Origin of the sequence: Variovorax sp. 679 (assembly GCF_003952185.1) — a bacterium.
In the GTDB taxonomy this organism is placed as follows: Bacteria; Pseudomonadota; Gammaproteobacteria; order Burkholderiales; family Burkholderiaceae_C; genus Variovorax.
In genome coordinates, this window is sequence record NZ_RXFS01000019.1 from 22,932 (window position 1) to 35,784 (window position 12,853).

13 protein-coding genes and 1 pseudogene are annotated in these 12,853 nt (G+C 69.5%); 9 read left to right on the forward strand and 5 right to left on the reverse strand.

Going from position 1 to position 12,853, the window contains the following annotated elements; translation table 11 throughout:
* Nucleotides 1–4 precede the first annotated feature (4 nt).
* The 8 genes and pseudogenes from EJO71_RS31995 to EJO71_RS32025 all read left to right on the forward strand — a co-directional run bounded on the left by EJO71_RS31995 (nucleotide 5) and on the right by EJO71_RS32025 (nucleotide 7,447).
* Nucleotides 5–757: a transporter substrate-binding domain-containing protein gene (locus EJO71_RS31995; protein ID WP_125952686.1), complete on the forward strand. Its 753-nt coding sequence runs from the start codon at nucleotides 5–7 to the stop codon at nucleotides 755–757.
* Nucleotides 758–764: 7 nt separating this feature from the next.
* Entirely contained in the window at nucleotides 765–1,433 is a 669-nt protein-coding gene (locus EJO71_RS32000; RefSeq protein ID WP_125952685.1) for an amino acid ABC transporter permease, read from the forward strand.
* Nucleotides 1,430–1,921 (forward strand): annotated as a pseudogene (locus EJO71_RS34890) (HutD family protein); the annotation flags it as partial. The gene EJO71_RS32000 and the pseudogene EJO71_RS34890, both read left to right, overlap by 4 nt.
* Nucleotides 1,922–2,029: 108 nt before the next feature.
* Nucleotides 2,030–3,256 (forward strand): imidazolonepropionase, encoded by a 1,227-nt coding sequence (hutI, locus tag EJO71_RS32005; protein ID WP_171022572.1) that lies wholly within the window; start codon nucleotides 2,030–2,032, stop codon nucleotides 3,254–3,256.
* On the forward strand, nucleotides 3,253–4,638 hold the full coding sequence (locus tag EJO71_RS32010; protein WP_125952683.1) for a formimidoylglutamate deiminase: 1,386 nt from the start codon (nucleotides 3,253–3,255) through the stop codon (nucleotides 4,636–4,638). Before hutI ends, EJO71_RS32010 begins: the two co-directional genes overlap by 4 nt.
* An 8-nt stretch (nucleotides 4,639–4,646) precedes the next feature.
* Nucleotides 4,647–5,471 carry an N-formylglutamate deformylase gene (gene hutG, locus EJO71_RS32015; RefSeq protein ID WP_125952682.1) on the forward strand — a complete coding sequence of 275 codons (825 nt, stop codon included), beginning with the start codon at nucleotides 4,647–4,649 and terminating at the stop codon, nucleotides 5,469–5,471.
* A gap of 40 nt (nucleotides 5,472–5,511) precedes the next feature.
* Complete coding sequence (locus tag EJO71_RS32020; RefSeq protein WP_125952681.1) at nucleotides 5,512–6,564, forward strand: homocysteine S-methyltransferase family protein; 1,053 nt, start codon at nucleotides 5,512–5,514, stop codon at nucleotides 6,562–6,564.
* 178 nt (nucleotides 6,565–6,742) lie between these two features.
* Nucleotides 6,743–7,447: an SH3 domain-containing protein gene (locus tag EJO71_RS32025; RefSeq protein ID WP_125952680.1), complete on the forward strand. Its 705-nt coding sequence runs from the start codon at nucleotides 6,743–6,745 to the stop codon at nucleotides 7,445–7,447.
* Nucleotides 7,448–7,462: 15 nt separating this feature from the next.
* On the opposite strand, the gene EJO71_RS32030 is transcribed toward EJO71_RS32025, so the two are convergent.
* From EJO71_RS32030 to EJO71_RS32040, 3 genes are all read right to left on the reverse strand, one after another.
* Nucleotides 7,463–8,500 (reverse strand): NADP-dependent oxidoreductase, encoded by a 1,038-nt coding sequence (locus EJO71_RS32030; protein WP_125952679.1) that lies wholly within the window; start codon nucleotides 8,498–8,500, stop codon nucleotides 7,463–7,465.
* A gap of 88 nt (nucleotides 8,501–8,588) precedes the next feature.
* Nucleotides 8,589–9,203 carry a TetR/AcrR family transcriptional regulator gene (locus EJO71_RS32035; protein ID WP_125952678.1) on the reverse strand — a complete coding sequence of 205 codons (615 nt, stop codon included), beginning with the start codon at nucleotides 9,201–9,203 and terminating at the stop codon, nucleotides 8,589–8,591.
* 33 nt (nucleotides 9,204–9,236) lie between these two features.
* On the reverse strand, nucleotides 9,237–10,169 hold the full coding sequence (locus EJO71_RS32040) for a LysR family transcriptional regulator (protein ID WP_125952677.1): 933 nt from the start codon (nucleotides 10,167–10,169) through the stop codon (nucleotides 9,237–9,239).
* 102 nt (nucleotides 10,170–10,271) lie between these two features.
* On the opposite strand from EJO71_RS32040, the gene EJO71_RS32045 reads away from it, so the two are divergent.
* Complete coding sequence (locus tag EJO71_RS32045; RefSeq protein WP_125952676.1) at nucleotides 10,272–10,712, forward strand: PACE efflux transporter; 441 nt, start codon at nucleotides 10,272–10,274, stop codon at nucleotides 10,710–10,712.
* A 33-nt stretch (nucleotides 10,713–10,745) separates the two neighbouring features.
* On the opposite strand, the gene EJO71_RS32050 is transcribed toward EJO71_RS32045, so the two are convergent.
* Together EJO71_RS32050 and EJO71_RS32055 are read right to left on the reverse strand one after the other, a co-directional pair.
* Nucleotides 10,746–11,687, reverse strand: a complete 942-nt coding sequence (locus EJO71_RS32050) for a lipase secretion chaperone (RefSeq protein WP_125952675.1) — start codon at nucleotides 11,685–11,687, stop codon at nucleotides 10,746–10,748.
* Nucleotides 11,688–11,847: 160 nt separating this feature from the next.
* The gene (locus EJO71_RS32055) at nucleotides 11,848–12,723 is read right to left on the reverse strand and encodes a triacylglycerol lipase (protein ID WP_125952705.1); all 876 of its coding nucleotides are present in this window, start codon (nucleotides 12,721–12,723) and stop codon (nucleotides 11,848–11,850) included.
* Between the last annotated feature and the right edge of the window lie 130 nt (nucleotides 12,724–12,853).

The window sequence follows — 12,853 nt, forward strand, 5'->3', positions numbered from 1 at the left end:
TGCCATGAACACCCGCCGCTCCATCGTCGCCGCCGCTCTTTCCGGCCTTGCCATCTTCGGTTTCGCGGGTGCAGCCCATGCGCAGGGCGAGCCGCTGCGCGTGGCCACCGACGCCACCTTCCCGCCGATGGAATTCGTGGAGAACGGCAAGCGCACCGGCTTCGACGTGGAGCTGGTCGAGGCCATCGGCAAGACGCTGGGCCGCAAGATCGAGTGGATCGACATCGACTTCAAGGGGCTCGTGCCGGGCCTGATCTCGAAGCGCTTCGACATGGCCGTTTCGGGCATCTACATCACCGACGAGCGCAAGAAGGTCGTCGACTTCACCGTGCCCTACTACGCAGGCGGCCTCGTCGTGATGGTGAAGGACGGCAACACGGCCATCAAGACGCCGGCCGACATCAACGGCAAGAAGGTCAGCGTGCAGGTGGGCACCAAGTCGGTGAGCTACACGAAGGAGAAATTCCCGCAGGTGCAGCTGATGGAGGTCGAGAAGAACCAGGAGATGTTCAACCTCGTCGACATCGGCCGCGCCGACGCCGCCGTGACCGGCAAGCCTGCCGCCTACCAGTACGTGCGCACCCGCGGCGGCCTCAAGGTGCTGCCCGAGCAGATCACCACCGAGGAATACGGCATGGCCATCCGCAAGGACACGCCCGAGTTGACCAAGGCCGTGAACGGCGCCATCGAGAAGCTGAAGGCGGACGGAACCTACGACCAGATCGTGAAGAAGTGGTTCAGCACGGCCGCCAAGTAAGCCCGCCATGGATCTCGATTTCTCGCCCGTCTGGGAGGGCTGGCCCGACCTGCTGCGCGGCGCGCTGATCACGGTGGAAATCACCGCCTGCGCACTGGCGCTGGGCTGCGTGCTGGGCCTGCTGATCGGCATCGGCCGGCTGAACCCGAAGCGGCGCTGGATCTACGGCGCATGCACCGCCTACGTGGCGGCCATTCGCGGCACGCCGCTGCTGGTGCAGCTGTTCATCCTGTTCTTCGGCCTGCCGCACTTCGGCATCCTGCTGCCGGCCTTCGTGTGCGGCGTGCTGGGGCTCGGCGTGTACTCGGGCGCCTACGTATCGGAGATCGTGCGCGGCGCGATCCAGTCGATCGACAAGGGCCAGACCATGGCGGCGCAGTCGCTGGGCATGACGCCCGGCGTGGCGATGCGCGAGATCGTGCTGCCGCAGGCGGTGGTGCGCATGATCCCGCCGCTGGGCAACGAGTTCATCGCGCTGATCAAGAACTCGGCGCTGGTGTCGCTCCTGACCATCCACGACGTGATGCACGAGGGGCAGAAGATCATCAGCGTGTCGTACCGCTCGCTGGAGGTGTATCTCGCCATCGCGGTCGTGTACTTCGTGCTGACCGGCACGATGACGCTGATCCTGCGGCACTTCGAGCAGAAGCTGCGCCAGGGCGGGTTGATGCGATGAGCGGCGTGCTCCGTTTCTCGCGCGCCTCGCTGCCCGTGACGCCATGGAAGAACGGCGGCGGCACCACGCAGGAAGTCGCCAGCTGGCCGCAGGGCGCGGGGCTCGACAGCTTCGGCTGGCGCGTGAGCATCGCCACCATCGCGGCGGCGGGGCCGTTCTCGGTGTTCGCGGGCGTGGACCGCAGCATCACGCTGCTGGAGGGCGACGGCGTGCGGCTCTTCACGCACGACGGGCGCATCGACCACCGCCTCGACACCGCGCAGCGCCCCTTCGCCTTCAGCGGCGACGAGGCCATCGACTGCACGCTGCTCGGCGGTGCGTCGAACGACTTCAACGTGATGACGCGGCGCGGCCAGTGGCGAGCCGAGGTGCGGGTGCTGGACGGCGCTTCGGCCATCGACGCCGCGCCGCACGGCGTGCTGCTGGCGCTGCGAGGCGCGTGGCGACTGAACGACGAGGCATGCGGCGAAGGCGAGGGGCTGCAATGGGCCGATGCGGCACAGGCCTGGCAGGTGATGCCCGACAGCGCCGACGCACGGCTGCTCGCGGTGCGCATCCTGCCGGCGTCACCTGCCAACGCAACAACAGGAACAACGATGAAACCCGTCAACGAATTCCCCTCGGCCGACGGCCTCTGGACCGGCATCCGCCTCGCCTCCGATGCGAATGCGGAAGGCGCCATCGTGGTGGAGCAGGGTGCGATCCGCTGGGCCGGTGCGCGCAGCGCGTTGCCAGCCGAGTTCGCGGGGCTTGCACCGCACGACGGCGGCGGCGCGCTCGTCACGCCGGGGCTCGTCGACTGCCACACGCACCTGGTCTACGGCGGCCAGCGCGCCAACGAATTCGCGATGCGGCTCGCCGGTGCCACGTATGAAGAAGTCGCGAAGGCCGGCGGTGGCATCGTCTCGTCGGTGCGCGCCACGCGCGAGGCCGACGAGGACGCGCTCTTCGCGCAGGCGGCGCCACGGCTCGAGCAACTGCTGGCCGACGGCGTGTGCGCCATCGAGATCAAGTCGGGCTACGGCCTTTCGCTGGAGCACGAGCGCAAGCAGCTGCACGTGGCGCGGCGCCTTGGCGAAGCCTATGGCGTGACGGTGCGCACGACATTCCTCGGCGCGCACGCGCTGCCGCCCGAATACGCGGGCCGCAGCGGCGATTACATCGACCTGGTCTGCAACGAGATGCTGCCCGCGCTCGCCGCCGAAGGGCTGGTCGACGCGGTCGACGTGTTCTGCGAACGCATCGCCTTCTCGCTCGCCGAGACCGAGCAGGTCTTCAAGGCCGCGAAGGCGCTGGGCCTGCCGGTGAAGCTGCATGCCGAGCAGCTCTCGGACATGGGCGGCGCAGCGCTGGCCGCGCGCTACGGCGCGCTGTCGTGCGACCACATCGAGCACCTGTCGGCCGAGGGCATCGAGGCGATGCGCCGTTCGGGCACCGTGGCCGTGCTGCTGCCGGGCGCCTACTACACGCTGCGCGACACGCACCTGCCGCCCGTCGACGCGCTGCGCGCCGCGGGCGTGCCGATGGCGGTGTCCACCGACCACAACCCCGGCACCTCGCCCGCGCTGAGCCTGCTGCTGATGGTGAACATGGCCTGCACGCTGTTCCGCCTCACCGTGCCCGAGGCGCTCGACGGCGTCACCGTGCATGCGGCGCGCGCGCTGGGCCTGCAGGACTCGCATGGCGCCATCGCGCCCGGCATGCGCGCCAACTTCGTCCTCTGGAACGTACGTGATGCGGCCGAGCTGGCCTACTGGTTCGGCCAGCAGCCTGTGCGCACCGTGGTTCGGCAGGGCCGCATCGCCATTGGAGCCAACGCATGACGACACACACTCTTTTCGCGGCCGACGCGCTGCTGTCCGACGGCTGGGCCAAAGACGTCCTGCTGACTTGGGACGACGCTGGCCGGCTCACGCAGGTGCAGGCCGGCGCGCAACGGTCCGCCGACGCCGAGGCCGCGCGTGGCCCGGTGATCCCCGGCATGCCGAACCTGCATTCGCACGCCTTCCAGCGCGCCTTCGCGGGCCTCACCGAGCACCGTGCCGAGCAGCAGGACAGCTTCTGGAGCTGGCGCACGCTGATGTACCGCTTTGCCGCGCGCCTCGGCCCGCAGCACATGGAAGCCATCGCGACCTGGCTCTATGCCGAGATGCTCGAGGCGGGCTACACCAGCGTGTGCGAGTTCCAGTACGTGCACCACGACGTGGACGGCCACCCGTATGCCGACGACGCCACGCTGAGCCTCGCCCTGCTGCGCGCCGCGAAGAAGACCGGCATCGGCTTCACGCTGCTGCCCGTGCTCTACCAGACCGGCGGCTTCGGCGACCTGCCGCCCACCGAAGGGCAGCGCCGCTTCATCCGCTCGACCGAATCGATGCTGCGCCTGCTCGAAGCGCTCAAGCCGGTGTGCGACGCGCAGGGTGCGCGCCTCGGCCTCGCGCCGCATTCGCTGCGCGCCGTGCCGCCCGAAGGCTTGCGCGATGCGATCGCGGGGCTCGAGGCCATCGACCGCACCGCGCCCATCCACATCCACATCGCCGAGCAGACGAAGGAAGTGGACGACTGCGTGGCCTGGAGCGGCCTGCGCCCCGTCGAGTGGCTGCTCGACCATGCGCCCGTGGACGAGCGCTGGTGCCTCGTGCACGCCACGCACATGAACGACGCCGAGTACGAATACGCGGCCCGGAGCGGCGCGGTCGCGGGCCTGTGCCCGACGACCGAGGCCAATCTCGGCGACGGTATCTTCGACTTCGGCAAATGGCGCAGCCATGGCGGCGCATGGGGCGTGGGCTCGGACAGCCACGCGAGCGTCAACGCGGCCGAGGAGTTGCTGATGCTCGAATACAGCCAGCGCCTGGGCAAGCGCCAGCGCAACGTCGGCGCCAGCGCGGCGCAGCCGCATGTCGCGACCGCGCTGACGCTCGAAGCAGTGCAGGGCGGTGCGCAGGCCGCGGGCCGCGCCGTCGGCGGACTTGCAGCGGGGCAGCAGGCCGATTTCGCCGTGCTCGATGCTTCGCACCTCGCGCTGCAGGGGCTGTCCGCGCCCGATATGCTTTCCGCCCACGTCTTCGCGAGCCATCGCACCTCGGCCATCGACAGCGTATGGGTGGCAGGCCGCCCGCGCGTCTCGGCCGGCCGCCACGCGCTGCACGACGAAGCCGCCGCGGCCTTCGTGGCCGCGCGCACCCAACTGCTACAGGATTGACCCCCACCATGGCCTTCACCACCGCCGAACCGCCGTTCCGCTTTCGCCAGGGCACGCGCCCGCTGCTGATCTCGATGCCGCACGTCGGCACGCACGTGCCGCCCGCGCTCGCCGCCCGCCTCACCGAAGAAGCGCGCCACGTGCCCGACACCGACTGGCACCTCGAACGGCTCTATGACTTCGCCGACGAACTGGGCGCCTCGGTGCTGGTCGCCACGCATTCGCGCTACGTGATCGACCTGAACCGTCCGCCGGATGGCGCGAGCCTGTATCCGGGCCAGAGCGTGACGGGCCTGTGCCCGGTCGACACCTTCGACGACACGCCGCTGTATGCCGACCCCGCCGACCTGCCGGGCGACGCCGAGATCGCCGAGCGCCGTGACGCCATCTGGCAGCCCTACCACGCCAAGCTGGCCGAAGAGCTCGCGCGCATCCGCGCGCAGCACGGCGTGGCCGCGCTGTGGGACGCGCACTCCATCCGCTCTGTGCTGCCGCGCTTCTTTGAAGGCAAGCTGCCCGACCTGAACCTGGGCACCGGCAAGGGCATCAGCTGCGACCCGGCGCTGGCGCAGACGCTGCTGGGCATCGCCGAGAGCGCCACCGGCTACACCGGCGTGCTCAACGGCCGCTTCACCGGCGGCTACATCACGCGCAACTACGGCAACCCCGCGCAGAACGTGCACGCGGTGCAGCTGGAGATGACGCAGTCGAGCTACATGCAGGAGAAGCTGCCCTTCGACTACCTGCCCGAGGTGGCGGCGGGCGTGCAGCCGCATGTGCGGCGGATGATCGAGGCGGTGCTGGCCTTCGTGGAAGGCCGCGCAAAGAACTGACGGCGGGCAGGGGCAGGGCCTCTTCCTACAATCGGGGCCTATGAAGCCCCTCGTCTATACCCGCGGCCAGGCACTGCCCGGCATCCTCGCCAAGCGCATCGCCATCCTCGATGGCGCCATGGGCACGATGATCCAGCGCTTCAAGCTCACGGAGGAGCAGTACCGCGGCGAGCGTTTCAAGGACTTCGAGCGCGACATCAAGGGCAACAACGAGTTGCTGTCGCTCACGCGGCCCGACGTGATCCGCGACATCCACGAGGGCTACCTCGCCGCCGGCGCCGACCTGATCGAGACCAACACCTTCGGCGCGACCACCATCGCGCAGGAGGACTACAAGATGGCGCATCTCGCGCGCGAGATGAACCTCGAATCGGCCAAGCTGGCGCGCGCGGCCTGCGACAAGTTCAGCACGCCCGACAAGCCGCGCTTCGTGGCCGGCGCTCTCGGCCCGACGCCCAAGACGGCGAGCATCAGCCCCGACGTGAACGACCCGGGCGCGCGCAACGTCAATTTCGAGGAGCTGCGCGCGGCCTACTACGAGCAGACCGAGGCGCTGGTCGAGGGCGGCGCCGACGTGATCCTGGTCGAGACGATCTTCGACACGCTCAACGCCAAGGCCGCGCTGTTCGCGGTCGACGAGTACTTCCACAACAGCGGGCAGCGCCTGCCGCTCATCATCAGCGGCACGGTGACCGATGCCTCGGGCCGCATCCTCAGCGGCCAGACCGTCTCCGCCTTCTGGCACAGCGTGCGCCACGCGCAGCCGCTGGCCATCGGCCTGAACTGCGCGCTGGGCGCGGCGCTGATGCGCCCGTACATCCAGGAGCTGGCGCGCGTGGCCGGCGACACCTTCATCAGCTGCTACCCGAACGCGGGCCTGCCCAATCCGATGAGCGACACCGGCTTCGACGAGACGCCGGACGTCACCTCGCGCCTGCTGCACGAGTTCGCGGCCGAGGGGCTGGTGAACATCGTGGGCGGCTGCTGCGGCACGACGCCGGATCACATCGCGGCGATCGGCAAGGCCGTGGCGCCTGTCGCGGGCCGTGTGCTCGGCAGCAACAACGCCGGCTTCTACAAAGAAGCTGCATGACCTGGCTCGCCCCCAGGCTGCGCGCACTTCGTGTCGCTTCGCCTACCCCCTGCCGGGGGCAACACCAGCGGCCCGGCAAAGCCGGTTCCGCGGTGTTTCTGGAATAGGGATTCAAGAGGCTTGCGCTGATTGACGGGCTTGGGGCCCCGGCCTACGCTGGGGCGCAAGGAGCTTCGCCATGAACTCATTCGTTTTGCACTGGCTCGGCATCGCCGCGCTTGCCCTGGCGCTGCCGATCGCGGCGCAGGCGCAGCAGGCTTTCACGCGCGGCGCGGTCAACCTGCGTGCCGGGCCCTCGGGCGACTATCCGCTGGTGGCGCGGCTCGGGCCGGGCCAGCCCCTCGAGGTGGTCGGCTGCACCAGCGGCTACGGCTGGTGCGACGTGGTGCTGCCCGATGGCGGGCGCGGCTGGATCTGGGCGCGCAACCTCGACTACGCCTACCAGGAGCAGCGGGTGCCGCTGGTCACCTACGGCGCGCTGATCGGCGTGCCGATCATCGGCTTTGCGATCGGCAGCTACTGGGCCGACTACTACCGCGACCGGCCTTGGTACGGCGACCGGCGCTGGTGGGGCAACCGGCCGCCTCCGCCGCCCATGGCGGGCTGGCGTCCGACGCCGCCGGTGCGGCCGGGATGGCAGCCGCATCCATGGCGTCCGGGGCCGGGCTTCAGGCCAACCGGTCCGGGGTTCAGGCCGCCACCTCCGCCGGGCATCCGTCCGCCGGTGGACCCGGGAATCAGGCCGCCACGACCGCGGCCGGAGTTCCGTCCGGGGCCGCCGCCGGGCGTGCCGCATCCGCATCCCGGTGGTGGGCGCGGGCATCGCGAGGGCGGCCGTGGCGAAGATCGTGGCGGAGGCCACGGCGGCGGACATCGGCACTGAGGGCGCGCGGCATCGTCAGGCTTCGGCGACGTGCACCACGCGCTTGCCGAAGTTGCGCCCCTGAAGCAGGCCGATGAACGCGGCCGGCGCGTTCTCCAGCCCGTCGACACGGTCCTCGCGCAATGTGATGCGGCCTGCGGCGACCCATTCGTCCATCTCGCGCCGGAAGGCGTCGAAGCGCTCGCCGTAGTGATCGAGGATGACGAAGCCCTGCATGCGGATGCGCTTCTGCAGCAGCGCCGCCATCAGCAGCGGCAGCCGGTTCGGGCCGGAGGGCAGCGCCTCGCTGTTGTAGTCGGCGATGTGCCCGCACACCGGCACGCGTGCGCCGACGTTGAGCAGCGGCAGCACCGCGTCGAACACCGCGCCGCCGACGTTCTCGAAGTAGACGTCGATGCCGGCGGGGCAGGCGGCCGCGAGGCGTGACGCGAACTCCGGGTCGTGGCGGTCGATGCAGGCGTCGAATCCCAGCGTCTCGACCGCGTAGCGGCACTTGTCGGCGCCGCCCGCAATGCCGACCACGCGCGCGCCCTTGAGCCTGGCGATCTGCCCGACCACCGAGCCGACCGCGCCGGTGGCCGCGGCCACCACCACGGTCTCGCCCGGCTTCGGCTGGCCGATGTCGAGCAGGCCGACATGGGCGGTGAAGGCCGGCATGCCCAGCCCACCGAGGGCCAGCGAGGGCTGCGCCATGTCGCCGAGCGGCAGCAGGTCCTGGCCGTCGGACAGCGCGTAGTCCTGCCAGCCGGCGTTGCCGAGCACGAGGTCGCCGGGGCGGAATTGCGGGTTCCGGGAAGCGACGACGCGGCTGACCGTGCCGCCCGGCATCGGCTCGCCCACTTGCACCGAGGAGGGCGCGTAGAGCGGCGGGATCTCGTCCATCAACTGGCGCATGTACGGATCGAGCGACAGGTGCAGCGTGCGCAGCAGCACCTGTCCTTCGCCGGGCGTGGGGACGGCGGTTTGGTCGAGGCGGAAATCGCTCGGTGCCGGCAGGCCGCGCGGTCGGGCGGCAAGGACGATGCGGCGGTTGACGGTATCGCTTTGAGGCATGGGCAGAGGCTCCTTGGTGAATAGACCAGTCGTCTAGTGAGTGGGCGAAAAAAAGCGGGAGCGCGCTCGCCTCCCGCTTCGTGGGTTTTCAGGTATCCGAAGACAGGCCCAGCAGCTGCCGGGTGTCGCGCATGGCCGCGTCCAGCGATGCCCGGTCACGGGTGATCTTGGCGAGCAGGCTGGCGCCGAGCCAGCGCTGGTACAGGGCGATGGCGACGCCCTGGGCATCCTGTTCCTGCGGCATCGCCTTGATCGAGCCATCGGCCCGGCCGGCCTCGATGCAGCGCGCCAGCCGGTCGGTGATGCCGCGGGTACCGCGTGCCAGCGCCGCGCGCATGCTCTCGGACAGGTCGCAGACCTCCGCGCCGAGCTTGACCACGAGGCAGCGGCTCTGCGCCTCCTCGCCGGTCTGCGAGTCGAGCCAGTCGTCGAAGTAGCCGATCAGCCGTTCGGCGGCCGTGCCCGGCGCCTCGCTCAGCAGGGTGTCTGTGCGCCCCAGGTACTCGGTGAAATAGCCTTCCAGCACGGCCTCGCCGAAGGCTTCCTTGGAGCCGAAGTAGTGATAGAACGACCCCTTCGGCACCTTCGCCGCCGCCAGCACCTCGGCCAGGCCGACGCCTGTGAAGCCCCTTTGCAGCAACAGCGGATGGGCCACGTCGAGGATGTGCTGTCGGACGTCGGGAGTGGGGGCGATCGCGTTCATGGCTCGCACTCTAGCGGCTATTAGACCAGTCGTCTAGTTGCCCTGATTGCCCTCGTCCTTGTCGCTGCATTCCCCGGCTGCCACACGGTCCTTGGCTATCAACTTCACGAAACGCTGGGCTCCCAGGCCGAGTGGGCGCTCACGTGACCAGACCACGTCCACCCACAGGTCGAGCCCGTTGCTGAGGTTTTCGAACGGAATTTCGATCAATGCGCCAGCCGCCACGTGCGGCTTCGCGAAGTTGCGCTGCAGCCAGCCCCAGCCCAGCCCGGCGGTGATCAGGCTCAGCGCGGCGAGCGCGTTGTCGGTGCGCCAGACGTGGCGCGCGAACACGAAACGAGGGTCGCTGGTGGCCAGGTCGCGCCCGGCCACGACGATCTGGCGGGTGTTCGTCAGATGGTCTTCGCGCAGCCGGCCGCCGTTGGCGGCGAGCACGGGGTGGTCGGGTGCGATCACCGCCACCATCAGGTCGCTGCCCACCTCCTGGAAGCCTTCGCGCCCGTCGAGGCTAGGGCGTTCGAACACCAGCGCCAGTTGCGCGCGCCCGCTGTGCAGCAGTGCGAGTGCGTCGGCCTGCGGGGCCGCCAGCACCTCGACCTGCAGCAGCGGGTGCTCCTGCGCCAGCTGGGCCAGCGCGCTGCTCCAGGGCGATGCCAGCAGCTCGGGCGCGATGGCCAGGGTGAGCCGGTCTTCCAGCCCCTGGGTCAGCGCCAGCGCCTGTACCTGCAGCTGCTTCAACTGGGCGGCCAGCAGCCGCGCCTGCGGCTCCAGCGAGCGCGCGGCGGGGGTGGGCTGGGGCTCGCGGCCGCTGCGGTCGAACAGCGGCAGGTCGAGCTCGGCCTCGAGGTTGGCGATGGCCATGCTCACGGCCGACGGCACCCGGCGCAGCGCCCGCGCGGCGGCAGAGAAGGAACCGTGGTCGATCACGGCCAGGAAGACTTCGACGTTGTCGCTGGAAAAAGCCATGGCGCCCGACCTATCAATAAAACTGAAACAAGTTAACTTTTTATATCAGCGAACAACACATAAAGTCCAGTCATCGCAATCAATCAACACAGAGAGAAAGCCATGCAAGGGATTCAGCGTCGCATCGTCTACATCACCCTCTACGAGGGCATCGCCATCGTGGCGGCCAGCGCCGGGCTGGCCCTGATGACGGATGCCGGCCTGGGCCATTCGGGCGTGATGGCGGTGGCCGCGTCGGTCATCGCGGTGATCTGGAACCTGATCTTCAACTCGCTCTTCGAGCGCTGGGAGTCACGCCAGGCCGTGCGCGGACGCAGCCTGCGCCGCCGCATCGCGCACGCCATCGGCTTCGAGGGCGGCCTGATCGCCTTCTTGGTGCCGATGTTCGCCTGGGGCCTGGGCGTGTCGCTCTGGGAAGCGCTCGTGATGGACCTGGGGCTGGTGCTGTTCTTCCTGGTCTACACCTTCGTCTTCAACTGGGGCTTCGACCGGGTGTTCGGCCTGCCGGCCTCGGCGGCCGCCAAGGTGCCTGTCGCGGCCTGAAGCCGGGTCGAACCTCCGCGCCCTCCCTGCCGGTCACGGTGGGGAGGGCGTTTTCTTTTTCTCGCCTGCAGCCCGCATTTCGAGCGCGGCCTGCAGGCGCAGCGCCTCCTGTGGCGTGAACAGCTCGGCCTGAAGCTGCGCCCGCGTGGCCTCGTCGGCCGCGGCATAGCGCGAGAGGCGGCTCTGCCAGTCCTGCTCCTGCTGGTCGAGGGTGGCGAGCCGCTGTGCCGCCTCGTGGCCGTATTGCTGGGAACGCTCCGCAAACCGCTCCTGGGGGCTCGCACCGCGCGCCTCCAGCGCGGCGGTCTGTTCGCCGACGGCCAGTTGCGCCGTGGTGGCCACGCGGTCGGCGCGCTGCTCGGGCGTGAGCCAGGTTTCCTCGGTCTTCGCCAGCGCCTCGCGCTTCTGCTCGGGCGTGAGGTTCCTGTTGCGCTCGATCTCCAGCTTCTCGACGCTGAAGCGGTCGAACTTCTCGTCGGCGCCGAACAGGCCCGCGACCTCCTCGGGAGCGAAGTAGCGCGACCGGATGCTTGCACGCGCATCGAGGATCCTGCGCAGCCCGGCGGGGTCGCCGATGCTGGCCGCAGGCAGCGCATCGAGCGCGTAGCGGTAGTCGATGTAGCGCTCCAGCAGGCCCAGCGCGCGCACCCGCCATTCGGGCGGCAGGTACTTGTCGATCTTCGCGCGCATCTCGGCCATCAGGCTTTCCTTGTCGCCCTTGTCCTTGGCCTGGCTGTCGTTGAGCATCTGCTCGAAGATGCGCAGGAGGTTCGGCGTCAGCAGCGGATCGGGGGCGTGGGCGTTGTCGCCCGCCGTGGCGGTGGAGACGGCCGGCAGGGGGGACGAGGTGGGCGGCCGGGCCACGGAAGCGGTCGTGGGAGCCGGCACCTCCTCGCCGCTGGCCAGCCACCACGCCGCTCCCGCAGCCAACACCACCGCGGCCGCTGCGAGCGGCCACAGAAGCTTGCGGGGCATGGTTTCCTCAGTTTTTCGCAGCAACGCGCTTCACCCGGATCGCATGAAACCGGCGCATCCGCGCCGATCGAATGATCGCGGAGCAGGCCATGCCGGGTGCGCCCCCTCGAGGGGGTTGGCGAAGCGACACGAAGTGCGCGAAGACTGGGGGTGTTTCATTTCACAGGCCGAGCTGCTTTAGCTTCGCCGCCTGGTTGACGTACAGCGTCACCGGGCTCACCGAGAACAGGTCGCGCAGCCCGAGCAACTGGTTCACCTCGTCCAGGTGGTTCTGCCGGTAGCTGCCGAGGTAGGTGCCCAGGTGCGAGCTGCAGGCCGAAGCGAGGCCGTCGTTGGGTTCGCCGTGCACCACGCTCGTCAGCGACAGCGCGTAGTCGGAGGCGTCGAACACGTTGGTCAGCGGCTGGGTGCCCGACCAGGAGAAATACCGCACGCCGTTGACCAGCTCGGTGCCGTTGCCGCAGGCCGTGGTGGGCACGCCGTCGGGGAACTTGGCGTTGAACTTCGCCGAGCCGGCGGTGTTGAGCGAATCCAGCGCGCCCAGCCCGTTCTGCGGCGTGTTGTTGCCCGAGAGAATGCCGATGAGGCTGGAGAACGCGTTGACCACGCTCACCACCACGGCCCGGCTGATGCTGCCGTCCGGCAGCGTGTTGCCGAGCACGTCGGCCACCTTGCTGCCCTTGTGCGGGCTGCCCACCGTGGTGACCGAAGCCACCAGCTGCGGCGCCACGCCCGAGACGTAGCGCGCCGTCGGGCCGCCGTGCGAATGGCCGATCAGGTTGACCTTGCTCGCGCCAGTGAGCGCCAGCACGTCCTTGACCTGCTTGAGCAGCTGTTCGCCGCGCACCTCGCTGCTGTTGGTGGCGGCCACCTCGGCGACGAAGACCTGGGCGCCCTGGGCGCGCAGCTCGCCCGGAATGCCGTACCAGTAGTCGATGCCCGCGATGGTGTCGAAGCCCAGCATGCCGTGCACCAGCACGATCGGATAGGCGGTCTGGGCCGTCTTGCTGCTGGCCGCCTGCACCGTCTGCGTCATGGGTGCGAGCGCCAGCGCGCCGCACACCAGGAGCGCGCCGGCGGACCGCCGTGCTGCACCGCCTGTTCTTTTCCTGCCCGTCGAAGCCGGAATCGTCTTCAGTCGAATCATCGGAACTCCCTGTGATCGG